This window comes from Peribacillus simplex (assembly GCF_900156045.1).
Taxonomy (GTDB): domain Bacteria; phylum Bacillota; class Bacilli; order Bacillales; family DSM-1321; genus Peribacillus; species Peribacillus simplex_D.
The window spans coordinates 370,241-392,756 of sequence record NZ_FTMX01000002.1; the positions used below are offsets into that span (position 1 = coordinate 370,241).

Consider the following 22,516-nt stretch of genomic DNA (forward strand, 5'->3'; position numbering starts at 1 on the left):
CCTTCCACCTCCTTATTGTAATGCGACTCTATGCGTAGCTGAGATTGGCTTCAAATCGTAAGCACGTCCATTCTCATCGAAATATTTTGAGTAGGTAGACTCATATTCTGAGGTGAGTTTTTTTCTAAGCTGCACTTTATCTTCGCGAACTTCCGGCTCTAAATCCGGAATGGCGGCAATCAGGCGCTTCGTGTATATATGTTGGGGATTTTCATAGATTTCCTCGCTTTTGCCTTCCTCTACCAATCTACCGCGATACATGACACCCATCCGGTCACACATATGCCGGATTACGCCTAAATCATGCCCGACAAATAAATAAGTCAAATTGAACTCTTGTTGGAGATCCTGAAGAAAATTCAATACCTGTGCCTGAACGGAAACATCCAATGCTGACACCGGTTCATCCGCAATGATCAGTTTAGGTTTCAATGTCAATGATCGGGCGATCCCAATCCGCTGCCGCTGTCCCCCTGAAAATTCATGAGGATACTTGTGAATCGATTCGGGGCTCAGTCCGACTTTGTCCAAGAAGTCCTGTACGATTTTCTTTTCCTCTGAAGGGGATAACCGTTCGAAGTTCCTCAGCGGTTCGGCAATGATGTCCTGTACCCTCTTCTTCGGATTCAATGATGAATACGGATCTTGGAAAATCATTTGGATATCTTTTCTGAATGGTTTAATTTCTCTTCTACTTAAAGATGCTAAATCCCTGCCTTCAAACAGGATTTGTCCGGATGTCACCTCATTCAGTTTGACCACTGCCTTGCCTGTCGTGGACTTGCCGCTTCCGGACTCACCGACCAAACCATATGTTTCCCCTTGCTGCAACTCAAAGGAAACACCGTCCACGGCCTTTACGTGATCGACCACCCTTCGAAAAAAACCGCCCCTTATCGGAAAATGCACTTTGAGATTATCTAATTTGAGTAATGTCATGAGCCGATGCATCTCCTTCAGCTTTAAAATAAAATTCTTTATAGCAGGTACAGCGCACAAGATGATCGTTGCCCACATCGTGAAGCCGGGGTGTCTCTTCATGCGCATGTTTAGGTATCCAAGGAATCCTATCTTGGAAGCGACATCCTATCCGATCCATTTTCGCTATCGATGGAACGATTCCTTCGATAACGTGCAAACGATTTTTCTCGTTTGCAACAGAAGGAATCGAATTTAATAAAGACCTCGTATATGGATGCAGCGGATTGTTGAATATCTCTTTAACACTTCCCGTTTCCACTACCTGGCCTGCATACATGACAACGATCCTGTCGGCGACCTCTGCTACGACGCTCAGGTCATGTGTAATTAAGATGATCCCCATTTTTGTCCTGCTCTGGATATCTTTCAGCAGATCAAGTATTTGTGCTTGAATCGTAACATCCAGTGCCGTCGTGGGTTCATCGGCTATGACCAGTGCAGGGTTGCATGCAATGGCAATCGAGATCATGGCCCTTTGGCGCATTCCGCCCGAGAGCTCATGCGGATATTGCTTGTACGTCCGTTCTGGGTATGGAATTCCCACTTGTGTCAAAAGTTCGATCGTTCTGTTCTTTTTTTCAGCACTGGAGAGTTCAGTATGGTAATCAAGATTCTCCTCGATCTGTTTTCCGATGGTCATGAGTGGGTTCAAAGCCGTTAAAGGTTCCTGGAATATCATACCCAATTCCTTCCCCCGGACTTTATTCATTTGTACATCATTCAACTTTAGTAGATTTTGACCTTTATAATTGATGTTTCCTTCGGATTTCGTTCTCTGCTTATTATGTAATTGAATGATGGATAAGGCCAATGCACTCTTTCCACAACCTGATTCTCCAACAACTGCTACAATTTCATTTTCATTCACCGTAAACGAAACATCATCCACCGCTGCATGATATTTGTTGCCGATTCGAAATGAGGTAGTTAGGTTCTCTATTTGCAGAATAGCTTTCTTCATCCTTGCTCCCCCTAAACTATTTTATCGGGAAAATAATTAATCTTCTGATAATTATTTAAAATTTTAATCAATTTTTTACAATTATACAATAGTTTTTATAGAAAATAATCACATTTTTTTCATATTTTATAACTTTAGGAATAATTTTCTGCAATAAAAAATCGTTTCCTTTATAACGGTTATACAGTAAAGTTTTGAAGTCCGATTAAATGTAAAGAACCAATCATTTTAAATTTATTATTCTAAGATAACTATTTTAACGTTCATACCTATTTATTGACCTTGTCGTTTTACATACCGAAGAATGCTTCCGTTTTAATTTTTTTGATATTTCAGAAAAGTTAGTATATTTGTAAGAATATCATAAAATAGGTATTTATTTCATATATATTTCAATACTTTTAAAAAAACACTTTATTTTCATTAAATGCCATGAAACCTTTTTAAAACAGATTCGTAGAAAACGGTAGAAAATAAATGATGAGGTGATTGAATGTATTCACAAACTGTACAAACATATATGCCGTCCGTCATGCGGACGTTCGCTTTATCACTTGCCGTTTCCGTCTTAGGGATGGCTCTCGGCACTTTTGTTCCGCCATCCTTGTTTCTTCCCTTAGCGATACTTGAGATCGTGATGTTGATTGGAGCATTCATAATGCGGAGGAAAAAAGCCATCGGTTACACATTTTTGTATAGTTTCACATTGATTTCAGGAATTACGACATATCCGATCATTGCACACTACCTAGCCGCTGCAGGGGCAAATGTGGTGATCCTGGCAGGTGTTACGACGACAGTCGTATTTGGTGGACTGGCGGTTTATGCCACAACCACCAAAAGGGACCTTTCTTTCTTGGGAGGAATGTTATTCGCGGCCTTGCTAGCTTTAGTGGTCATTAGCATTTTCAACATTTTCTCTCCATTAAGCTCTACGGCCATGCTGGTCTTTTCCTTTATTGGGATTTTAGTTTTCAGTGGTTATATTTTATATGATTTCAATCGAATGAAGCATTACGGGGTAACAGCCGAAGAAGTACCGCTCATGGCCTTGAATCTATATCTTGATTTCATTAACCTATTCATTAACATCTTGCGCTTCTTTGGTATTTTAGCAAGCGATGACTGAAAAGCGAATATGATCAAACCTAACAAGTTAACATAAAAAAGACGCTTGGACATATCCAAGCGTCTTTTCACGTTACTTTCCCATACGGATAATAACATGCTGAAAGATGAGCGTACTGATTTTCCCAAAACCAATGGCGATAAATAAAAGACCAAATCACAATGAATTCGGTCTCAATCATCAATAAGAAGACTAAAGAGATGCGTATCTTATTTATATAATCCTGGCTTCGATTGATCGGTCCATGGCAGTTTCACACCGAAAGTACTTGCAATGAACTGTGTATCTTCCCTTCTTTTTTTCCTTATTTGGGCCCGTTGTTTTGCTGATTCATTTAAATTCATTTCCATCTCTGTTTCAGGAACCAAACGCGGGACTGGAATTGGTTTACCTTCCTCATTAATGGCAACAAATGTCAAGAAAGAAATGACGCATAAATTCCGATCTCCTGTAACTAAATCCTCTGCAATCACCTTTACGATGATTTCCATTGATGTTCTGCCCGTATAAGTCACGAAGCTTTCAAGGCAAACAGCATTTCCTTCATGAATAGGGTGCAGGAAATCGACAGAATCAGTTGATGCCGTAACGACGTTGCTTCGCGCATGACGCATGGCTGATATAGCCGCTACATCATCAATGTATGCCATTAATTTGCCTCCGAACATCGTACCAATATTATTTGTATCCGGCGGGAGGACAAGGCTAGTTTTTATGACCAAAGAGTCCCGGCAATGTTTTGTTTCTTCCATGGTGACTGCACTCCTTTATGTCTGATTTCTCACTATTCCACTTTATCGAATTCTTACCTGTAAAGCAATTCACATGCTTATTTTCCTGCTTTTAGTCAAAATTTATGCGGTATTATGAAGCCACCCCTATCACTGCCCTTTTGGCTGCTTGGCTTGTTGCAGCTCACGCAGGCTCAAGCCAAATGTCATTTGTAAATGCGGATAATCCTTGAACCCTGCCCAATCCCCTCCCCAATCAAAACCTAACCCTTTAGCGATGGTTACAACTTCCATCCAATCCGACTTTCCATTATCGTTGCCGTCATAACTCATATCCCAAATGGCCTCGCCTTGTTTGTTAAGTAGGGCAAAATCTATCGCCAAACCGAAATTATGCAGCGACTCGCCGCCTCTTGCATTCGTTACGATGTTGCCCGGGCCTGATCTGCCTTTTTCATAGAGTTCATTTTGCTCGGCTAAAGACCGGAACCCCGCCGTAATGATAACCGGGATGCCTTTGTCATTAGCCTGTTGAATGAGCTCGTCTTTTTTTTCGGCGACGATCGGATTTAGCTCGTCAGTCAGTTCGATTTCATCTAGATCAGGCGGAAGCATATACTTGAACAAGAGCCCCAGCATTAATCCGAAAAAGCCCATTACCAAACATGTCCTTACCCAAGTGGCTTTCACTGAAAAATCCTTCCTTTACGAATATCTGTCTGAAAGTGAAAAACTCAGCCAAAGACGGATGAGTTTTTCTTCTATTATAACTTTGCTTTCAATTCTTCAATTTGCAATAAATGCCGTTTTTCATGCAGTCCCACGAATGGGATCCATTGCTTCAAGCTTAAATCTTTAAACAAAGGATGTGGAAAAGACTTTTGTTCGAGGTCAGTTTTCTTTGCATGGTCAACGACCTGTACAAAAGCTTTTCGGGATTCGGACAACTTTTCCTTAATCTCACTCAAAGTTTGGTATGATCCTGACGGAATGACAAATGGCGGGGCCTGGACCTTCATTTCACGATTTAAAGTAAGCTCGATCGGTTTGTCCACAGCAGGAATGCTATCATCGCTTTTCAATTTATCGGAAATGCCCTTTGTTATGGCCCTCTCCATTAAATATAAATGATCCAAAACCTGCATGATGCTCCATCGTCCTCGTTCAGGATGGGTGTTCAGCTGTTCATCCGTTAGTCCGATGACCGCATTTAAAAGTTCTTCCCTGACTTTTTCATTTTCATTCACTTATAGCATCTCCTCTTATCAGCCTCGCTAATCTCCTTTAATTATTCCATGTCCTATAGGAAAGTGTAAAATAATAATACTTTTTGACTGAAACGAACGGCTTAAATGTTGTCTAATTTTTGAAAAGCTCTATGATAGTCATAAAGGCAAAAACCATCTAATTCAAATGACTTTCAAAACATCAAGGATAGTCAAAATAGGAGTGATCGCTATGAGTGGAGGACATATTCCATTCAGCCACAAAGGCCGCAGTACCATGCATGCAATACCCTCAAAAGGAAGCATTTGGTTGATGCTCCAGCAAATGTTCAATCGGGTACCATCGAAGTGGAAGTTTTGCTCTTTGGTTTTATGTATCATGCTTTTCATTTCATTGCTTGAGTTCTCCATCCCCCAGTTGACGCAGTATACGATTGATACAATCATTCCCGAAAAAAGATATGACTCGTTAATCTGGATTGGCGCAGGAATTCTTTGTGCTGCCATTTTATTGGCTTTACTGAACTACTTTAACAGCTATATCGTTTCCAAGGTCGGTCAAAAGGCTATTATGGATATACGGAATAGCATGTATGACCATATTCAAACACTGGATATGAAATTCTTTGACAAAAACCGTACTGGTGACTTAATGTCGCGGTTGACCAATGATGTCAATTTACTGCAGCAGCTCATCTCTTCGAGCATGCTCCAGGTCTTGACTGACACGGTGACTTTCATTGCCGTGGCGGTATATATGCTTTTCATTAACTGGAAGCTGACCATTGTCCTTCTTTTTACATTCCCTTTCATGTTCTATATCACAAGGGCATTCGGGAAACGCATCAGGATGTCATTTAGGTCTGTGCAAAGTTCCGCAGGAGATGTCAGCAACCAGTTACAGGATTCCATTTCAGGAATGCGGCTCATTCAATCTTTTACAAATGAAGAATTCGAATCAAGGAGGTTTGGGGAGCGTAATCAGGAAAATATGGCTGCAAACCTTAAGTCCGTTCGGCTGCGTTCCATGTTCGGTCCGATTATTGATTTATTGAACAATATCGGTCTTGTAGCAGTCATTGTGTTCGGTGCTTGGCAAGTGATGGAAGGTGAATTCACAATTGGGTTAATCGTGGCCTTTCTCGCCTATTTGAGGTTACTGCAGAGTCCGGTTCGCAATTTCAGCCGGGTCATCAGCATTGTCCAGCAATCAGCAGCCGCCTTTGAGCGGATAACTGAAATATTGGAAACCCAACCTGAAATAAGTGACAAGGGAAATGCCATTGAACTCCCTGCCATAAAAAAGCAAATAGAATTTCAATGTGTCGATTTTGCTTATGATGAGAGTGTACCTGTACTCAGCAATTTAAACCTGACCATGAAAGCTGGTCAAGCAACTGCTCTGGTCGGCTCCTCTGGCGCTGGAAAATCTACCATCACGAGCCTTTTGATCCGATTTTATGATCCGCAAGATGGCACGATTAAAATGGATGGTCATGATATCAAAGAAGTGTCATTGAAATCATTACGGGGACAAATGGGAATTGTTTCTCAGGATATCATTTTATTCAATGGTTCCATCCGTGATAACATCGTGTATGGCAAACTTGATGCTACAGATGCTGAAATCATCGAATCCGCCAAAGCGGCAAATGCCCATGACTTTATAAGTGCCTTTCCTGATGGTTATGGTTCTCAGATTGGAGAGCGCGGAGTCAAGCTTTCAGGCGGACAAAAACAGCGCATTGCCATCGCCAGGGCACTTTTGAAAAATCCGCAAATCATCATTCTCGATGAAGCAACGGCCGCCTTGGATACAGAATCCGAACATTTGATCCAGCAAGCATTATCACGTTTAATGAAGAACCGGACTTCAATAGTAATAGCACATCGTTTATCAACCATTCATGATGCCGATCAAATTTTCGTTCTGGAAAAAGGGCAGGTTCATGAACAAGGAACACATGAACAGTTACTGCAAAACAACGGCAGATACAAGCAACTCCATGACTTGCAGTTCCCTCAACTAAAAGCGATATCAAACTCCTAGCTACTTAGCTGGCAAAAATGCACAGAAAGCCTTCCTGTGCATTTTTGCTCATTTGAAATCATAACTTTCCAAAACTCGATTCGCAATGAGCTGATACCCTTTTTCATTCGGATGTAACTTATCACTGAAATACTCTGTTTTCTTTTTACCTTCAAAAAGATCATTTGTAGGAATGAATAACATCCTTTTATCTTTATCCGCTATTCCCTTTATTGACAGGTTATAATCGCGAATGTGCTTTTCAAGTTTTTGATTGTCTTTAATTGGGTTATATAGTCCTACTACCAGAATATCCGCTTTATCGTTTGCCTCTATCAATGTTGATGTAATCTTTTTCAGATGGCTGATATACTCCCGTTTACCTTCAATGATTTCTCGGTCACTTATTTTCTCCAAGTTCCCACCGTTACTATTGATCAAGTCATTCGTTCCAATATAAACGATGAAAGTATCGGCTTCATCAAGTTTCGTTTTAATGCGGTAATCATCAAGCTGTTTCATCACCCCATCCGTTTCCTGGCCTTTTATACCGTAATTCCAAAAACTCACTTTTTGTTCCGATTGCGGATTATTCAATTCATCCTCAAGGCCTTCTATATATCCTTCCCCGTCCTTATCCCCTTTTCCATAGGTTAATGAATCTCCAAAAGCCATCACCCTTTGCACATCTTCCGACTCCGAGGCCTGAAATTCATATGCAGCAAAACATATAACCAATACAATAATCAATAAACCTGCCAATTTTTTCATTTCGTTCTCCTTTTGTCTCTTTACTAGAAGTATTTAATCTTTTACATACCCAAAAAATCTGCAGTCTTAACATAAAAAAATTGTCAGATAAAGAGTAAAGAGTGTATGATAATAAAAAACTTTCAATGGATTGGGTGTCATTCACCGTCTCTTAAACAAAAAACGGGATTACCCTTCATTCTGGAGATTGAATAAAATGATAGTTAGGAGTTTACATCATGGAAGAGCACATAGAGTTTAGAGAGGCAGAACTATCTGATCTACCCAGAATTGTTGAAATATATAATTCGACAATTGCTTCAAGAATGGTCACGGCAGATACGGAACCTGTATCCGTCCAATCGCGGGTGAAATGGTTTGAGGAACATCATTCAGAAAGTAGACCGCTATTTATCATTACTATAGAAGGGAAAACTGCTGGGTGGATGAGCTTTCAATCCTTCTATGGCCGACCGGCATATAATTCCACTGCCGAAATCAGCATTTATATTGATGATTATTTCCGGGGAAAAGGAATCGGACAAATTTCGATTCAAAAGGCAATTGAATTGAGTCCAAAATTAGGTGTTAAGACTCTATTGGGTTTCATTTTTGCCCACAATACACCTAGCCTTAAGCTTTTTTCCAAATTCGGGTTTGAAGAATGGGCACATTTACCTCAAGTTGCCGAGCTCGATGGCATTGAGCGGGATTTGGTCATACTTGGTAAACGTGTCGATATGTAATATCATTCTTTAGAGCTATTGCCTTGAGCAGTAGCTTTTTCATATTAATCGAGGCCGAATTGGCTAATTTAAAAATACCTATATGCTTTACGGAGGGGATAATGTTCAGAATCTCTTTTACTTGTTAACGCATTTAATAGCGTATCCAATTCTTGACTGGCTTGAACAGTTAACAGACTTGATAAGCCGTAAATTGCTGCCAAGTTGATCATTTCTTTTCTCTTTTCTTCTACTTTTTCTATAGTTATCTTACGGCAGGGCATTATATAACCGCCTCCCATTTATTCAATTTTTTAACACTTTCACCATAATGAAACTACTAGTTAAAATCAACTATTTTTCAGAAATTAAATGTGTTATTTTACAGGTCAAATGTGACAAAATGACTATTAATTCTATAATTATGTATATTTTGTGTCATTTTCTAGCAAACGCAAAAAAAGCATCCACTAGTGTAGACTGCGAATGCTTACATCATATCCCTTATCCAAAATCCCCAACTCTAGCCCATCGTTTATCGTTTACTATGTCATCCATTCAGAAGGTGACTCGGTATTGGGTCTATTTATAACAATCTTATATTCATCTTCAAGAACTTTTAATGGGGCATCATAAAGGTGCCTTTCATCAGAGGTTTTGTATACTCCATTGGCCAATAACTCTTCAATAAGCTTTGCCTTCCTCTGTTCAATCCTCTTAAATAATTCTGCCATGTAATTGGCTCCTTTCCTAGTCATCCTAGAGCCTGCTTCTAGTTAGCTAAACTTTAACAACTTGTTTGATTTTCACCAAATTATATATACCTTTTCTATTATGTCACTAAACGTTATTTCCAAAAAATAAAAGCCCCTTCTAATTCAAGAAGAGGCTGACAGTGTCCGTACGGCTCTTCTTATCTTCCAAGCATATGCTTGTTGGATTTAGCACAGTTCCCAAAACGGGTCCGCTGCCGAGGTTTCTTTGGGCCAAGTCCCTCCACCTCTCTGGATAAGAAATCGATATATAAATGATGTAGAAATGATTTTATCCTAATAAACATCAAAAGTCAATTACCTGGTTCTCCCTTTTTTCCTGGACATAAAATGGTCCCTCTTTCAAATACGGGTTGCATTTTCTTGTCTTTCTGATATGATGTCAGTAATTACATACAATTCACACCACTAGGGGAGTCTTTTTTAGACTGAGATGGAATTAGTTCCGGACCCTTTGAACCTGAACCGGCTCATACCGGCGGAGGGAAGTGGATGATATCGTCCATTTACAGACTATATCCATCTACCCCGTTCCGAATTCAGGAACGGGTTTTTTCATTAACAAGGGGATCCATTCTAAAGGAGGATGAACAATGGAGAATGTTAAATTAGAATCATTCAGTGATAGACTACATGCACGGTCAAAGGAGATTTGGAAAAAGAACCATTCACATCCCTTTGTCCAGGCAATTGGAAATGGTACGCTTCCTGAAAAGAAATTTGCCTATTACCTGAAGCAGGATTATATCTACCTCATGGATTATTCCAAGCTCTTTGCTTTAGGTGTCATCAAAGCTCATAACATCGAAACGATGGCAAAGTTTGCGAGTATTTTAAATGAAACCCTTCAAGTGGAAATGGATATTCATCGGCATTATGCTTCCGAATTCGGTATCAGTTCCAAGGAATTGGAAGATACAGAACCTACTCCAACCACTCTAGCCTATACAGGATACATGCTAAATGCTGCTCAGCATGGGACTTTGGCAGACTTGATCGCCTGTCTCCTGCCCTGCGCCTGGGATTATTATGAAATCGGTTTGCTTTTAAAAGAACAAAATGGAGCAGCATTGGAAAACAATCGCTACGCAGATTGGATAAGGTCCTATTCATCTCCTGAATTCGGGGAAGCACACAAATGGCTGATCGCTTTGTTGGAAGAATTGACGGAAGGCATGCCAGAAACGGAACTTCTTAGATTGGAAAAGCACTTTTTGGTTACTTCCCGATATGAATATTTATTCTGGGATATGGTTCATAATGAGCAGGATTGGCCGCTGTAGGGCGTTGACATGATGATGAATCCCATCAAGAAACTGACGTTGACTGCCATGATCACGGCTATTACGACGCTGACCAGTTCATTTATTTTCATACCTGCAGGATTTGCAAAGGTCTTTCCTATTCAGCATCTGGCAAATGTCCTGACGGCCGTTCTTTTGGGGCCAGCTTATGCTGTGACACAAGCTTTTTTAGTTTCCATCATTAGAAACATGTCTGGGACCGGTTCAATTTTCGCCTTTCCCGGGAGCATGATCGGTGCACTTTTGGCCGCAATCCTTTATCAAAAAACACAAAGCTTAAAATTCGCTTGTTTAGGGGAAGTGATCGGGACCGGCATTATCGGTTCCCTGGCCTGTTATCCACTTGCCATCCTCCTATTGGGAGAAAAAGCTGCTCTTTTTGGTTTTTTACCGGCTTTTATGCTCAGTTCATTCGCTGGTGCGATTTTAGCTTTCATATTACTTAAAATACTTCTAAAAAATACTTATATGAAGGGGTTTTTTTATGAAAACAGCATTAACCATCGCAGGCTCTGACTCAGGGGGCGGGGCTGGAATCCAAGCGGATTTAAAAACATTTTCTGCACATGGTGTCTTTGGCATGTCTGCCATCACAGCCGTAACCGCACAAAATACAATGGAAGTCCGTTCAGTACAGCCAATTGAAACAGCTATCATATCAGATCAAATTGCAGCTATCTTTGAAGATATTACTGTCGATGCAGTAAAAATAGGCATGCTTGGATCAAAAGAAATCGTGGAAACAGTTTCTGCGTCCCTTAAAACCTTCATGCCTGCCATCGTTATCCTTGACCCTGTCATGATATCCAAAAGCGGCCACCATTTGCTCGACGAAAAGGCTGTCTCTGCCTTAAAAATGGATTTGCTTCCGCTTGCAACACTTGTAACCCCAAATGTACCGGAAGCGGAAGTACTTACTGGCTTGTCGATTCGAACGGAACAAGATTTCTACAAGGCATGCATTTCAATAAAAGAAATGGGTCCCAAAGCCGTTTTACTTAAAGGAGGCCATGCAGCAGGAAATCCAAATGATCTTTTTTATGATGGGACTGACTTCCATTGGATCGAGGGAGAGCGGATTCATACAAAAAACACACATGGCACGGGCTGTACCCTATCATCCGCCATTACATCAAACCTGGCAAATGGGCTGCCATTGCAAGCGTCGATCGAACAGGCCAAGACCTATATTTCTGAAGCGATACGCAATAGCTTTTCCATCGGTAAAGGTCATGGGCCTGTCCATCATTTTCATTCATTTTCAAAAAAAGAACGGAGTGAATTAATATGAAGGTTTCTGCAGCCGATTTATTCGTGAAGGTAAAAGAAAGAAAACCACTCATTCACCAAATCACAAACTTCGTTACGGTCAACGACTGTGCAAATGCCACCCTTGCCATCGGGGGTTCACCAGTAATGACATCGAGCCCAAGAGAAGTGGCGGATATGGTCAAATTAGCAGATGCATTGGTCCTGAATTTCGGTACGATCGATGATAAAGCCTTGGAAGCGATGGAGATAGCCGGTAAGACGGCAAATACCATGGATATCCCGGTCATTTTAGACCCGGTGGGAGTTGGTGCCACCCCCTATCGTACAGAGCAGGCCAAAGAGCTCCTAAGTAAGGTTACTTTCCAAATCATTCGCGGGAATGCGAGTGAGGTCCTTTCATTGATGGGTGGGGATACCGTTACACGCGGGGTGGATTCGGGGGAACTAGCGATTAGCAATGCAGAGCTGGCTGCACGAGCAGCCAATAAATTGAATAGTATCGTCGTGGTCAGCGGAGCCAAGGATGCAATCAGCGATGGAAAACATACGTCCATCATCGACAATGGGAACATCCTATTAACTAATGTTACAGGTACCGGTTGCATGTCCACCGCTCTTATCGGCACTTTTTCCGGAGTCACCGACGATTTCTATTCTGCGGCAATTGCCGGTATCTCAACCATGAGCATTTCAGGGGAACTAGCTGCCGCAAACCTTCAAAAAGATGAAGGAACAGGAACGTTTCGTATGCGATTAATCGATGCGATATCAAGAATGGATAAGGAAATCTGGATGCATGAGGTGAAAATATATGAAGAAGTCCCAAATTGATTTAAGCCTGTATTTAGTTACGGAAGAGTCCATAGCATTAGAAGAATTGACCAAAATCATTGCAGAATCAGTTTCAGGAGGCGTCTCGATCGTACAACTTAGAGAGAAAAACAATTCCTCCCTTTCCTTTTATAAAAAAGCTTCTGCATTAAAACAGTTATTGAATGAGCTGTCCATTCCCCTTATCATCAACGACCGGGTGGATATAGCACTTGCGGTTGCCGCGGACGGAATTCATATTGGGCAAGATGACCTACCACTGAGTGTCGTCAAACAAATGGTTCCTGAAGACATGATTGTCGGTGTATCTGTCTCCACTCTTGAAGAAGCTCTCGAAGCCGAACGAAATGGAGCAGACTATATTGGAGTGGGTTCCGTTTTCCCTACAAAGACCAAACAAGATGCAACACTGATGGCCATTGGGGATTTGGAGGAAATTTGCAGCAGCGTGTCCATTCCCGCCGTAGCCATCGGGGGCATCACTGCAGATAACATTTCCGCTCTTTCTGATAGCGGGCTATCCGGTACCGCTGTCGTATCGGCGATCATGAATGCAGAAAGTCCGAAGAGCGCCTCTGAATCCCTCTTAAAAATCATAAAAGACTTTACTTAAGGAAAAGAGGGGACTGATTACAGTCCCCTTCCTTTTGTTTATCTCAAAACGGTATTCTTTGTTTCCTTCCCAAAAGCAACGGCAATCGCACCCACTAGAATAGCGATTGTAAAAATGGTGAAAACCGATGAAATCGGGGTGTCTGCGGCAACTAGATATCCTACAAGCAACGGTCCGAGGACACCGCCAATCCTCCCGATCCCTGCAGCTAACCCAGCACCTGTACCACGAACTGCTGTTGGATACTGCTCAGGTGTATATGCATATAGTGCACCCCACGCCCCTAGGTTGAAGAATGATAGGAACATCCCGGAAACTATCAGCAGTGCCAGCCCCTCTGATGATCCAAAGAAAAAGGCACTGACGGCCGTTCCAATTAAGTATGTGATCAAAACGAATTTACGTCCCATCTTCTCTATCAGCCATGCTGCTGAAAAATAGCCCGGAAGCTGTGCAAGCGTCATGATCAAAACATATTCAAAGCTTTGAATCATGCTGAAGCCTTTTAGGACCATCACACTTGGCAGCCATAAAAACATCCCATAATAAGAAAATACCACGCAAAACCATAGAATCCACAATACAAGGGTCTGACGGGAGTATTCCTTTTTCCAGACACTTTTCATATTGCTTAATACAGATGGCCTCTGCTTTTTTTCTAGTTCCGTATACTTGGGTGAATCCGGCAGTTTCAAGCGCAGATACAGCGCATATAAAGCTGGAACTGCGCTCAATAACAATGCAACGCGCCAACCATAAGCCGGAATGATGAAATAGGAGATGAGTGCTGCCAAAATCCAGCCAACCGCCCAAAAACTTTCAAGAAGGACGACAACCCTTCCCCTTTTACTTGCTTCAACACTTTCAGAGACCAATGTCGAGGCAACCGGAAGTTCTCCTCCAAGTCCCATTCCAATCAAAAATCGCAATATCAAGAACAAGCTGAGTGTACTGACTGCTGCAGACAGACCACTTGCGATTGAAAACATTAATAATGTAATGATAAAGACATTCTTCCGTCCGACCCTGTCAGCCATCGCACCAAAGAATACGGCTCCAACAGCCATTCCTATTGAGTTTATGCTCCCAATCCAGCCAACCTGCTCACTGGTTAAGTTCCAGTCCTGTTTCAAAGCAACAATAATGAAAGAAAGCATACCGACATCAAGTGCATCGAACATCCATCCAAGACCCGCAACACCCAGTATCTTACGTTGCGATATCATTTTCGCATCATTTCCCATATATTCCTCCTGAAGAACTTTAGACCTTCTTGTTATTTTATCCTTATTCATTTTAACTATTAACTTTCATTTTTGCTATAGTATTTACACATGTCATGACAAAATAATACTTCATTTTTTTTTATGATGAAGAAATCTTGAATATTCTGTCGAATGATATAGATTGAATATTCCCTTTTTTTCATTTATCATAAAAATTGGCATAAATCATAGCGTTAACAATAAGTCATCATGTTTTGCCCAAGATAAACATTTTATTCAGGAGGGTAATTATGACAAATCTAACGTTAGAAGTAAGTGGAAAGCTGCAAAAATTTTTAACAGGACCAAAAAAGCTCTATATTAATGGTCAGTTTGTAGAAAGTGCTTCAAAAAAAACCTTCTCCACACCTAATCCTGCCACAGGACAAAAACTTGCCGATGTTTATGAAGCTGATAAAGAAGATATCGACTTAGCCGTCAAAGCTGCACGCAAAGCATTCGATGAAGGGCCTTGGTCAAGAATGAGCGCAGCTTCACGCAGTAGGCTAATGTATAAACTTGCTGATTTAATGGAAGAAAATAAAACTGAACTTGCTCAATTGGAAACGTTGGATAATGGTAAACCAATCAGTGAAACTACCAATGCCGACATTCCTTTAGCTATAGAACATATGAGATATTTTGCTGGCTGGTCCACCAAGATTGTCGGACAGACCATTCCAGTAAGCGGAAATTATTTTAACTACACTAAACACGAGGCTGTTGGTGTTGTCGGCCAAATCATCCCATGGAACTTTCCGCTTCTTATGGCGATGTGGAAACTGGGAGCGGCACTTGCTACAGGCTGTACGGTTGTATTAAAGCCTGCTGAGCAAACACCGCTTTCCGCTCTTTACCTGGCTGAATTATTGGCTGAAGCCGGATTCCCGGATGGGGTCGTCAATATCGTTCCCGGTTTTGGTGAAACCGCTGGACAAGCACTTGTCGACCATCCGCAAGTAAATAAAATTGCATTTACCGGTTCGACCGAAGTTGGAAAACTGATCATGCGCTCCGCTTCATATTCATTGAAACGGGTCACATTGGAACTTGGAGGGAAATCGCCAAACATCATCCTACCTGATGCGGATTTCTCAAAAGCCATCCCTGGAGCTTTGAATGGGGTCATGTTTAACCAAGGTCAGGTATGCTGTGCCGGTTCCAGGGTTTATATCCAAAAGAAACATTATGATAATGTTGTTGCCGATATGGCAAGCCATGCAAAAAACATCAAACAAGGGGTAGGTTTAGATCCAAGTACACAAATTGGACCGCTTGTTTCCGAGGAGCAGCAAAATCGGGTAATGGGCTATATTGAAAAAGGGAAAAATGAGGGTGCGGAAGTTCTTGTCGGCGGAAATAAACCGGGTGAACAAGGCTACTTTGTTTCCCCTACTATATTTGCTGGTGTCGAAGAGGATATGACGATAGCCAAAGAAGAGATTTTCGGGCCAGTCATAGCGGCAATGCCATTCGAGGATTTAGATGATGTCATTAACCGTGCAAATGCCAGTGAATATGGATTGGCTGCCGGCTTATGGACTAGCGATATAGCCAATGCCCATTATGTTGCAGGGAAACTCCGTGCCGGTACTGTATGGGTGAACTGTTATAACGCGTTCGACGCAGCTTCCCCTTTCGGCGGTTACAAACAATCCGGAATCGGACGTGAAATGGGATCTTATGCACTCGACAACTATTCTGAAGTGAAAAGTGTCTGGATCAATTTGGGTAAGTGATTTTTTGACTATTAAGAAAGAGGGTCTCAAAGAGGCCCTCTTTCTTTCAGTCCATTGTCCTCTGTCCCAAATAATTAAATTATTTAACTATTCAAACCTTTTCAATAGTCTTTCCTTCTATTATTTTGGTAGAATGCAAGATAGACTGCTCGAGCTGGGTTCATCCGATAATGATGCCGGGGTTTGTGCTAAAGTGAATGAACCTTAACTGATTTCAGCTCCTTGCCGGTTATAATGACCTCCTTCGCCTCTTAACGATAATTTTTCTCAGACGATGTAAAAAGTTTCTTTTTTATATGACAATTAAGTACAATTATAAATGTAGAAAATGGAAAAGGAGTTTTGAAATGATGAGTGATTTTCAAACGAATTTAGAAAAATATGCAGAACTTGCCGTAAAAGTCGGCGTAAACATCCAACAAGATCAAACCCTCGTCGTAAACACGACATTAGAGGGTGCTGACCTTGTGCGTCTCATTGTAAAAAAGGCTTATGAGAACGGTGCGCGTAATGTCATCGTTAATTGGAATGACGATATCGTTTCACGTACCAAATATGAACTGGCTCCGGATGAGGTCTTCCACGAGTATCCAAAGTGGCGAGCGGAAGAAACGATCGAACTTGCAGAAAATGGAGCTGCCTATCTATCCGTCATCTCCTCCAGCCCTGACTTATTAAAAGGTGTAAAGCCAGAAAGGATTGCTAACTTCCAAAAAGCATCCGGGACTGCACTGAAGAAGTGGCGTCAGTATATGCAATCCGATAAAGTAAGCTGGTCCATCGTTGCCGTCCCTTCAAAGGCTTGGGCTGATAAAGTATTCCCTGAAGAGGCAGAAGGAAAACGTATTGATCTGCTATGGGAAGCCATTTTCAAAGCAGTTCGTGTTGATGTGAAGGATCCTGTGGAGGCCTGGAAAAAACACGATGATACCCTGCATGAAAAGGTTGATTATCTAAATGACAAGCATTACCAAAAATTGCATTACACGGCTCCTGGAACCGACCTGACTATCGAGTTACCCGACAAACACCTATGGGTCGGAGCAGGAAGCGTCAACGTACAGGGTCATGAATTCATGGCTAACATGCCTACCGAAGAAGTGTTTACGGTTCCATTGAAAACGGGTGTTAACGGTACGGTTTCCAGCACGAAACCCCTTAGTTACGGCGGCAACATCATTAATAATTTTTCCGTGACCTTTAAGGAAGGACGGATCATTGAAGTAAAAGCGGAAGAAGGGGAAGAAATTCTAAAACAATTGGTTGAAACGGATGAAGGTTCACACTATCTTGGAGAAGTGGCACTTGTTCCATTCAACTCGCCGATTTCCCAATCGAATGTTTTATTCTTCAACACATTATTCGATGAAAATGCATCAAACCATCTCGCTATCGGCAGCTCCTATGCTTTCTGTATTGAAGGCGGAAAAAACATGAGTCCAGAAGAGCTTGCAGAAAACGGACTGAATGAAAGCCTTACACATGTCGATTTCATGATTGGATCAGAGAAAATGAACATCGACGGCATCAAACAGGACGGCACTTCGGAACCTGTCTTCCGTAATGGGGATTGGGCGTTTTAATTAAAGTGTTGATATAGAGGGGTTTTGAAGGGCTAAAACCTTGAGCGGTCACAAAATTGGTCACATTTCTTTTACTTTAAACAAATTATCAAGTTCATCAGCCACGTGTTTCTGCATACTAGGAGGCACGTGGCTATACTTGTCTAAAGTAATTTGAATGGATGTATGTCCCAACCTTTCCGAAATGACCTTTACATTCCCATTTTGTTTAATTAGCATCGTTACATGTGTATGTCTTAAATCATGAAAGCGGATTGTAGGTAACCCTAGCTTTATCGATTGGGCTTTAAGTCGTTTGGAAAGAGTTGCAGAATCGAGCGGATTACCGTAGCGTGTACAAACCACTAAATCATAATCATTGAAGCTTTGACCTTGCTTCAACTTATGTCCAACAACAACGAATCTCTCCTTTTTCAGTTGTTCTATCAACACGTCAGGGATATGAATCGAACGGACACCAGCACTCGTTTTAGCCCCAACTTTGAACTGCTTCGCGTTTATATCATAGATTTGTCTGATATAAATGATTTTTTGTTCAAAATCAATATCCTTCCAACGCAATCCAGTTATTTCACCTTTTCTCATACCCGTTATAGAGCAATTAAAAAGACCGTATAAAACCGATGCTTTTTAGAGTGCTGTATGAAGTATTCCACCTGTTCAGTATCCCAAGCGGTCATTTCAAGATTATTCCTCTTAGGCAATGTCACATTCAAAACTGGATTTTCATTTACTAGCTTTAAACTAACAGCCTTTCTAAAAACAACCTTCAACATATCAATAATTTTCTTAATCGTATTAGGACTTAAAGCAGTTTCTTCTACCAAATCATAAATATATCTTTGGACTATCAAAGGTTCAATTTTTTGTATTCTAAAATGACCTAGTCTGGGATTGATATGGAACCATTGTTCATCAAGTAAATTTCTCTATAAGCAATATTATGTTTATTCTGCTTCTTCTACTAATTTAGTCACCTCAGCATTAATATCTTCTTCTATTTGTATGAGTTCTTCAATATCACTCCTTTCCGCTCTTGTTTTCACTCCCGTTACCCATTCATCATAATTCTCAGATGGTCTCACATATTTTTTACTATTTTCATTATATTCAAATTTAGATTGATATGCTCCCGTAAATGAGTAATATTTAAATCCAGTTTCAGAGCTACCTTTCGCTAGAAAGGCAACCAATATATCACCTTTTTTAGACGGTCTATGCCCATTATATAATACAAAAGATGTTTCCTTTAATTCCTCTTCTGTTAAATCTGGAAATTTATCTTTCATACCATCTTGCTCAGCTGTAATATACCCACCTCCTTCTAATATTGTTATTTCTTTTCCTTCTAAACTTGAGTCACCACTTAAAACTTGGTTAACTTTAAAAGTTAGCTTTGTAAATGGACTACCAAATCCAACTTCTTCATCCATAAGTACGTAGTTTTCAGTGGCTACAACTTCCCCTTCAACGGAAAGTCCTGAATCTCTCATTAAATGTTCTACATCATCATAACTGTAAATAAAAGAAAGTTGAGCATCTGCAACGGTTACGTTATCCATATCCACAGAAGCTTCTTCACTATCTGTAACAACTTCTTCTTTAGTAGAATCTCTTGGTTTATCGTTTTCAGCTGTAAGTTTAGATTCATCTTGTTCCTTATTTTGAGATTCATCATTTGTACTACTACACGCTGTTAAAGCGAAAAATGATAACAAACAAAAAAATACAAATTTCTTCTTCATTTTCCTTCACTCCTATTAATAAAGATAGTTTATGCCGTTATACTCATCTTTCCTAGGATATTGAATTCCTAAATCATAGGCAGCATTTACGTTTGGATGCATCAGCTGATTATTCGTATGAGCTAAACCAAAAGCATGCCCAATTTCATGACTAATAGTTACTTGTTGGTATTTGGGATAGCTAGTTAGTACATCTTTGGCTAATTGGATCTTTGACCAGTACCAGTTTTGATTTTGCGGAAGAACCTTTGTTTGGTTAACATAAAAATAAGTTACTCCTGCAACACCTTTTCCAAGATTTGAAAGAGAGTTTACGCGATAAAGATCAATTGTACTAGCACTCTTTGTTGTTGTCTTTCTATAAGATGTTGGGGTTAATATTCCTGCATATTTGGAAGAATATATCCACCTGTCAAATGAATTTGCTATTTTTGTAGAGTAAGTACTTGCAGATGAATCCACCCAATAAAACTTTGTACTTTTACCATAGTTTCCAATTCCTGAAGACATTTTATGCCCTTTAAATGTATTATAAGCATTTGCACTAATTGGAATCAGAAAAACAAGAATGGTGCTTAATAATACGCTATTCCTCATAAGTCTTCTCATAAAATTCACTCCTCTTTTTTTAAAAATGGTTACATATAAATTTTATAACTATCTTTAAGTGTATAAGTAATCTATTTTTACCAAAAATTGAGAAAAATATGAAAATAACGATTATCTATATTACTAAAATCATCTTTTATCTTTGACATAAAAAATTAAAGTGTAATAAATGAATAAGTTTATCTTAGACATTTATTACACTGTAACCAACTGAATAAGCCTATTAAGGCGATATGAAGACGGTAGACATAATCACCTAATTTTCTTGGAAAGTTCTTTTGTTTCCTTATCACAAAGAAAATGGTATATATCAATAAGTTCATCAAGTGTTTTCTCTTCAAAGTTGATAAGTTCCAATACATAATTTTTTGCCTGTTGATGAGAGGTAACCATTTTTGAAAGTTATGTCCATAAAATTCTTGAAGTTCCTTGATTCGTCGGGCATATAACCTGTCAAAATACAAAGCATAATAATCTTCATCATAAACGTAATCGCTTCTAGTTGGTTCTGTATTTTTGGTTTGACCGCCAAATTTAGATTTCAATTTATTCACTCTTGGTTTAAGGAGATTTTCTTCTTCCTTCTCTGCATTTTCTACTTCAACCTTTTTTCTTTCCTCATGGTAATTAACCTCATTCTCATGTAAAAACACAAATTCATCCTTCTTACCCTTAACCAGTCCTAATTGTTTTTAGGATACAATTAAGCCTGCCTTTGTAATTAGGAAGGTTTATTGTAAGGAACTAAATTTACTGTTTAGGATGAATTTTAAATATTCTTTCTCTGGTCACGCAGTGGTCACAAAAAAGCGTTTTTTCTAGCCATTATCCATTTTTATCCTTTCTTTCAAAATCCACAAAACCCTTATATATCAACGTTTTCACTCAACATCGACGGCATCAAACAGGACGGCACTTCGGAACCTGTCTTCCGTAATGGGGACTGGGCGTTTTAAATAACTGACATTTTTGAAAACTTACTGATTATAGCCACGTGATTCCTTAGGAACATGTGGCTGTTTTTATGCACAGTTAAAATCACCATCAGGCTTTTAGCTTGTACAGCCAAAATAATTGGGCTAGTTCCGTATACATAGCCTGATTTTTTAACCTAATATACCATTGGAATGTCTTGAACACATCTTTCATTCGCAAATATGTTATACTATTAATAAAGAGGGTGGCTAAATTGAGAAGCAATAAGTATAATACTGGTGAAACAGTAACCATTCAGGATACTAATGAATCAGTAACCATTAATAAATGGGCATATGTAAAGAATATGAAGAGATATTCTTATACTGTCAAAGAACATCCAACTACTTTTTTCTTTGAAGAAGAATTAAAAAAAGCTTAATGACAAGTCACTAAAACCCTACTCATTTCAGAGTGGGATTTTTTTCGTTTTCATTTCTTAGCACAATAAAAAACAGACTCCCATCGAGGAAGTCTGTTCATATCGGTTACGATTTAATTTGAAAATTAAGCTTTTTGAACGTTAGCAGCTTGAGCTCCACGAGCACCTTGCTCAACGTCGAAAGTTACTTTTTGACCTTCGTCTAAAGATTTGAAGCCTTCGCTTTGGATAGCTGAGAAATGTACGAATACGTCGTCTCCGTTTTCACGTTCGATAAATCCAAAACCTTTTTCTGCATTAAACCATTTAACTGTACCTTGTTCCATTGTTGTTGCCTCCTAGTGCATAACACACATTGTATTACTATTTTTAATCATTTGGAAAATAATTACTATCCTCTTCCACAATCAAAAACAATTCTTTATTAGATTAACATGAATTGATGAAGATAGCAAATTATGCAGTGATATTTATAAAGTCAGGCTTCACATTCCTTTTGCCTTCCCATCTCCTTTATTTATCCAATTTAATGATTCAGATATCAATTAATGGGTATATCAGAGTAATAAGAAACAGTACCAAGAATGATCAACAAGGAGGTCAATCAATGAAATATTACAAGGTATCCAATAGCGGTTTTGACAGTAAGGTTATTGTAGCCTATAGCGGGTATGAGGCACTCGGATTTTATTTAATGGAAAGCAATGATCAACTTGGTTTTGTTGATGATATAGATGTGGTAGAAGTGGATGCTGATGAACAAGTCGAGATTTCCTATACGGGTTTTCCCGTTTTTAAGACACTTAAAGAACTGTATCAAGAGAAAGATTTTTGGGAAGTTCCTAATGTTGTCGTGGAAGTTGAATAAAGAAAGCAACCTCCCCATCTATAGC

Annotated in this window: 27 protein-coding genes and 2 riboswitches; of the genes, 12 read left to right on the plus strand and 15 right to left on the minus strand. The window is 39.9% G+C overall.

Going from position 1 to position 22,516, the window contains the following annotated elements:
- Positions 1 to 12: 12 nt before the first annotated feature.
- Positions 13 to 939 carry an ABC transporter ATP-binding protein gene (locus BW986_RS08325; protein WP_076366939.1) on the minus strand — a complete coding sequence of 309 codons (927 nt, stop codon included), beginning with the start codon at positions 937 to 939 and terminating at the stop codon, positions 13 to 15.
- Positions 917 to 1,942, minus strand: coding sequence for an ABC transporter ATP-binding protein (locus BW986_RS08330; RefSeq protein ID WP_076366941.1), 1,026 nt, complete (start codon positions 1,940 to 1,942; stop codon positions 917 to 919). Before BW986_RS08330 ends, BW986_RS08325 begins: the two co-directional genes overlap by 23 nt.
- Before the next feature lie 493 nt (positions 1,943 to 2,435).
- On the opposite strand from BW986_RS08330, the gene BW986_RS08335 reads away from it, so the two are divergent.
- Positions 2,436 to 3,071 carry a Bax inhibitor-1/YccA family protein gene (locus tag BW986_RS08335; protein WP_076366943.1) on the plus strand — a complete coding sequence of 212 codons (636 nt, stop codon included), beginning with the start codon at positions 2,436 to 2,438 and terminating at the stop codon, positions 3,069 to 3,071.
- Positions 3,072 to 3,280: 209 nt separating this feature from the next.
- Here BW986_RS08335 and BW986_RS08340 read toward each other — a convergent pair whose 3' ends face one another.
- From BW986_RS08340 to BW986_RS08350, 3 genes are all read right to left on the minus strand, one after another.
- Entirely contained in the window at positions 3,281 to 3,823 is a 543-nt protein-coding gene (locus tag BW986_RS08340) for an acyl-CoA thioesterase (protein WP_076366945.1), read from the minus strand.
- A gap of 129 nt (positions 3,824 to 3,952) precedes the next feature.
- On the minus strand, positions 3,953 to 4,459 hold the full coding sequence (locus tag BW986_RS08345; RefSeq protein WP_076367935.1) for a M15 family metallopeptidase: 507 nt from the start codon (positions 4,457 to 4,459) through the stop codon (positions 3,953 to 3,955).
- 107 nt (positions 4,460 to 4,566) lie between these two features.
- Entirely contained in the window at positions 4,567 to 5,049 is a 483-nt protein-coding gene (locus BW986_RS08350; RefSeq protein WP_076366947.1) for a DinB family protein, read from the minus strand.
- 211 nt (positions 5,050 to 5,260) lie between these two features.
- On the opposite strand from BW986_RS08350, the gene BW986_RS08355 reads away from it, so the two are divergent.
- Entirely contained in the window at positions 5,261 to 7,078 is a 1,818-nt protein-coding gene (locus BW986_RS08355) for an ABC transporter ATP-binding protein (protein WP_081395545.1), read from the plus strand.
- Positions 7,079 to 7,126: 48 nt separating this feature from the next.
- Here the strand turns inward: BW986_RS08355 and BW986_RS08360 are convergent, their stop codons facing one another.
- Positions 7,127 to 7,828 (minus strand): GDSL-type esterase/lipase family protein, encoded by a 702-nt coding sequence (locus tag BW986_RS08360; protein WP_081395546.1) that lies wholly within the window; start codon positions 7,826 to 7,828, stop codon positions 7,127 to 7,129.
- A gap of 218 nt (positions 7,829 to 8,046) precedes the next feature.
- Between BW986_RS08360 and BW986_RS08365 the strand changes: the two genes are divergently transcribed.
- Positions 8,047 to 8,553: a GNAT family N-acetyltransferase gene (locus BW986_RS08365; protein ID WP_076366951.1), complete on the plus strand. Its 507-nt coding sequence runs from the start codon at positions 8,047 to 8,049 to the stop codon at positions 8,551 to 8,553.
- A gap of 68 nt (positions 8,554 to 8,621) precedes the next feature.
- On the opposite strand, the gene BW986_RS08370 is transcribed toward BW986_RS08365, so the two are convergent.
- Together BW986_RS08370 and BW986_RS08375 are read right to left on the minus strand one after the other, a co-directional pair.
- The gene (locus tag BW986_RS08370) at positions 8,622 to 8,816 is read right to left on the minus strand and encodes an aspartyl-phosphate phosphatase Spo0E family protein (RefSeq protein ID WP_142244554.1); all 195 of its coding nucleotides are present in this window, start codon (positions 8,814 to 8,816) and stop codon (positions 8,622 to 8,624) included.
- A gap of 261 nt (positions 8,817 to 9,077) precedes the next feature.
- Positions 9,078 to 9,266, minus strand: a complete 189-nt coding sequence (locus BW986_RS08375; protein WP_076366955.1) for a Fur-regulated basic protein FbpA — start codon at positions 9,264 to 9,266, stop codon at positions 9,078 to 9,080.
- Between the two features lie 176 nt (positions 9,267 to 9,442).
- Positions 9,443 to 9,547: riboswitch (SAM riboswitch) on the minus strand.
- A gap of 158 nt (positions 9,548 to 9,705) precedes the next feature.
- Positions 9,706 to 9,809: riboswitch (TPP riboswitch) on the plus strand.
- 89 nt (positions 9,810 to 9,898) lie between these two features.
- Between BW986_RS08375 and tenA the strand changes: the two genes are divergently transcribed.
- From tenA to thiE, 5 genes are read left to right on the plus strand one after another with little or no spacing between them, the layout of a single operon-like run.
- Complete coding sequence (gene tenA / locus BW986_RS08380; RefSeq protein ID WP_076366957.1) at positions 9,899 to 10,588, plus strand: thiaminase II; 690 nt, start codon at positions 9,899 to 9,901, stop codon at positions 10,586 to 10,588.
- 15 nt (positions 10,589 to 10,603) lie between these two features.
- The gene (gene thiW / locus BW986_RS08385) at positions 10,604 to 11,125 is read left to right on the plus strand and encodes an energy coupling factor transporter S component ThiW (RefSeq protein ID WP_076367939.1); all 522 of its coding nucleotides are present in this window, start codon (positions 10,604 to 10,606) and stop codon (positions 11,123 to 11,125) included.
- Positions 11,094 to 11,900 (plus strand): bifunctional hydroxymethylpyrimidine kinase/phosphomethylpyrimidine kinase, encoded by an 807-nt coding sequence (thiD, locus tag BW986_RS08390; protein WP_076366959.1) that lies wholly within the window; start codon positions 11,094 to 11,096, stop codon positions 11,898 to 11,900. Before thiW ends, thiD begins: the two co-directional genes overlap by 32 nt.
- Positions 11,897 to 12,712 carry a hydroxyethylthiazole kinase gene (thiM, locus tag BW986_RS08395; protein ID WP_076366961.1) on the plus strand — a complete coding sequence of 272 codons (816 nt, stop codon included), beginning with the start codon at positions 11,897 to 11,899 and terminating at the stop codon, positions 12,710 to 12,712. The genes thiD and thiM overlap by 4 nt, the downstream gene beginning before the upstream one ends.
- Positions 12,693 to 13,325: a thiamine phosphate synthase gene (thiE, locus tag BW986_RS08400; RefSeq protein WP_076366963.1), complete on the plus strand. Its 633-nt coding sequence runs from the start codon at positions 12,693 to 12,695 to the stop codon at positions 13,323 to 13,325. The genes thiM and thiE overlap by 20 nt, the downstream gene beginning before the upstream one ends.
- 38 nt (positions 13,326 to 13,363) lie before the next feature.
- Here thiE and BW986_RS08405 read toward each other — a convergent pair whose 3' ends face one another.
- Positions 13,364 to 14,569, minus strand: a complete 1,206-nt coding sequence (locus tag BW986_RS08405; protein WP_076366965.1) for an MFS transporter — start codon at positions 14,567 to 14,569, stop codon at positions 13,364 to 13,366.
- A gap of 272 nt (positions 14,570 to 14,841) precedes the next feature.
- On the opposite strand from BW986_RS08405, the gene BW986_RS08410 reads away from it, so the two are divergent.
- Together BW986_RS08410 and BW986_RS08415 are read left to right on the plus strand one after the other, a co-directional pair.
- Positions 14,842 to 16,329, plus strand: a complete 1,488-nt coding sequence (locus BW986_RS08410) for an aldehyde dehydrogenase family protein (RefSeq protein WP_076366967.1) — start codon at positions 14,842 to 14,844, stop codon at positions 16,327 to 16,329.
- Between the two features lie 350 nt (positions 16,330 to 16,679).
- Complete coding sequence (locus tag BW986_RS08415; protein WP_076366969.1) at positions 16,680 to 17,912, plus strand: aminopeptidase; 1,233 nt, start codon at positions 16,680 to 16,682, stop codon at positions 17,910 to 17,912.
- 60 nt (positions 17,913 to 17,972) lie between these two features.
- Here the strand turns inward: BW986_RS08415 and BW986_RS30615 are convergent, their stop codons facing one another.
- The 5 genes from BW986_RS30615 to BW986_RS08435 all read right to left on the minus strand — a co-directional run bounded on the left by BW986_RS30615 (position 17,973) and on the right by BW986_RS08435 (position 20,919).
- On the minus strand, positions 17,973 to 18,473 hold the full coding sequence (locus BW986_RS30615; protein ID WP_260320796.1) for a site-specific integrase: 501 nt from the start codon (positions 18,471 to 18,473) through the stop codon (positions 17,973 to 17,975).
- Between the two features lie 29 nt (positions 18,474 to 18,502).
- Positions 18,503 to 18,739, minus strand: coding sequence for a hypothetical protein (locus tag BW986_RS30620; protein WP_260320797.1), 237 nt, complete (start codon positions 18,737 to 18,739; stop codon positions 18,503 to 18,505).
- Positions 18,740 to 18,859: 120 nt separating this feature from the next.
- Positions 18,860 to 19,657, minus strand: coding sequence for a hypothetical protein (locus tag BW986_RS08425; protein ID WP_076366971.1), 798 nt, complete (start codon positions 19,655 to 19,657; stop codon positions 18,860 to 18,862).
- A 15-nt stretch (positions 19,658 to 19,672) separates the two neighbouring features.
- Positions 19,673 to 20,266, minus strand: a complete 594-nt coding sequence (locus tag BW986_RS08430; protein ID WP_076366973.1) for a matrixin family metalloprotease — start codon at positions 20,264 to 20,266, stop codon at positions 19,673 to 19,675.
- A gap of 179 nt (positions 20,267 to 20,445) precedes the next feature.
- Positions 20,446 to 20,919: a hypothetical protein gene (locus tag BW986_RS08435; RefSeq protein ID WP_076366975.1), complete on the minus strand. Its 474-nt coding sequence runs from the start codon at positions 20,917 to 20,919 to the stop codon at positions 20,446 to 20,448.
- Positions 20,920 to 21,455: 536 nt separating this feature from the next.
- On the opposite strand from BW986_RS08435, the gene BW986_RS30095 reads away from it, so the two are divergent.
- Complete coding sequence (locus BW986_RS30095) at positions 21,456 to 21,623, plus strand: hypothetical protein (RefSeq protein WP_179086028.1); 168 nt, start codon at positions 21,456 to 21,458, stop codon at positions 21,621 to 21,623.
- A gap of 125 nt (positions 21,624 to 21,748) precedes the next feature.
- On the opposite strand, the gene cspC is transcribed toward BW986_RS30095, so the two are convergent.
- A complete protein-coding gene (gene cspC / locus BW986_RS08440; RefSeq protein ID WP_010331195.1) occupies positions 21,749 to 21,949 on the minus strand; it encodes a cold shock protein CspC in 201 nt (66 codons plus the stop codon).
- Between the two features lie 281 nt (positions 21,950 to 22,230).
- Between cspC and BW986_RS08445 the strand changes: the two genes are divergently transcribed.
- On the plus strand, positions 22,231 to 22,491 hold the full coding sequence (locus BW986_RS08445; RefSeq protein WP_076366977.1) for a hypothetical protein: 261 nt from the start codon (positions 22,231 to 22,233) through the stop codon (positions 22,489 to 22,491).
- Positions 22,492 to 22,516 lie beyond the last annotated feature (25 nt).

Bases quoted from the DNA above. Each gene is read 5' to 3' on its own strand.
- BW986_RS08325 (WP_076366939.1), bottom strand. From the start codon at position 939: ATGACATTACTCAAATTAGATAATCTCAAAGTGCATTTTCCGATAAGG.
- BW986_RS08330 (WP_076366941.1), bottom strand. From the start codon at position 1,942: ATGAAGAAAGCTATTCTGCAAATAGAGAACCTAACTACCTCATTTCGA.
- BW986_RS08335 (WP_076366943.1), top strand. From the start codon at position 2,436: ATGTATTCACAAACTGTACAAACATATATGCCGTCCGTCATGCGGACG.
- BW986_RS08340 (WP_076366945.1), bottom strand. From the start codon at position 3,823: ATGGAAGAAACAAAACATTGCCGGGACTCTTTGGTCATAAAAACTAGC.
- BW986_RS08345 (WP_076367935.1), bottom strand. From the start codon at position 4,459: ATGGGCTTTTTCGGATTAATGCTGGGGCTCTTGTTCAAGTATATGCTT.
- BW986_RS08355 (WP_081395545.1), top strand. From the start codon at position 5,261: ATGAGTGGAGGACATATTCCATTCAGCCACAAAGGCCGCAGTACCATG.
- BW986_RS08360 (WP_081395546.1), bottom strand. From the start codon at position 7,828: ATGAAAAAATTGGCAGGTTTATTGATTATTGTATTGGTTATATGTTTT.
- BW986_RS08365 (WP_076366951.1), top strand. From the start codon at position 8,047: ATGGAAGAGCACATAGAGTTTAGAGAGGCAGAACTATCTGATCTACCC.
- BW986_RS08370 (WP_142244554.1), bottom strand. From the start codon at position 8,816: ATGCCCTGCCGTAAGATAACTATAGAAAAAGTAGAAGAAAAGAGAAAA.
- BW986_RS08375 (WP_076366955.1), bottom strand. From the start codon at position 9,266: ATGGCAGAATTATTTAAGAGGATTGAACAGAGGAAGGCAAAGCTTATT.
- tenA (WP_076366957.1), top strand. From the start codon at position 9,899: ATGGAGAATGTTAAATTAGAATCATTCAGTGATAGACTACATGCACGG.
- thiW (WP_076367939.1), top strand. From the start codon at position 10,604: ATGAATCCCATCAAGAAACTGACGTTGACTGCCATGATCACGGCTATT.
- thiD (WP_076366959.1), top strand. From the start codon at position 11,094: ATGAAAACAGCATTAACCATCGCAGGCTCTGACTCAGGGGGCGGGGCT.
- thiM (WP_076366961.1), top strand. From the start codon at position 11,897: ATGAAGGTTTCTGCAGCCGATTTATTCGTGAAGGTAAAAGAAAGAAAA.
- thiE (WP_076366963.1), top strand. From the start codon at position 12,693: ATGAAGAAGTCCCAAATTGATTTAAGCCTGTATTTAGTTACGGAAGAG.
- BW986_RS08405 (WP_076366965.1), bottom strand. From the start codon at position 14,569: ATGGGAAATGATGCGAAAATGATATCGCAACGTAAGATACTGGGTGTT.
- BW986_RS08410 (WP_076366967.1), top strand. From the start codon at position 14,842: ATGACAAATCTAACGTTAGAAGTAAGTGGAAAGCTGCAAAAATTTTTA.
- BW986_RS08415 (WP_076366969.1), top strand. From the start codon at position 16,680: ATGAGTGATTTTCAAACGAATTTAGAAAAATATGCAGAACTTGCCGTA.
- BW986_RS08425 (WP_076366971.1), bottom strand. From the start codon at position 19,657: ATGAAGAAGAAATTTGTATTTTTTTGTTTGTTATCATTTTTCGCTTTA.
- BW986_RS08430 (WP_076366973.1), bottom strand. From the start codon at position 20,266: ATGAGAAGACTTATGAGGAATAGCGTATTATTAAGCACCATTCTTGTT.
- cspC (WP_010331195.1), bottom strand. From the start codon at position 21,949: ATGGAACAAGGTACAGTTAAATGGTTTAATGCAGAAAAAGGTTTTGGA.
- BW986_RS08445 (WP_076366977.1), top strand. From the start codon at position 22,231: ATGAAATATTACAAGGTATCCAATAGCGGTTTTGACAGTAAGGTTATT.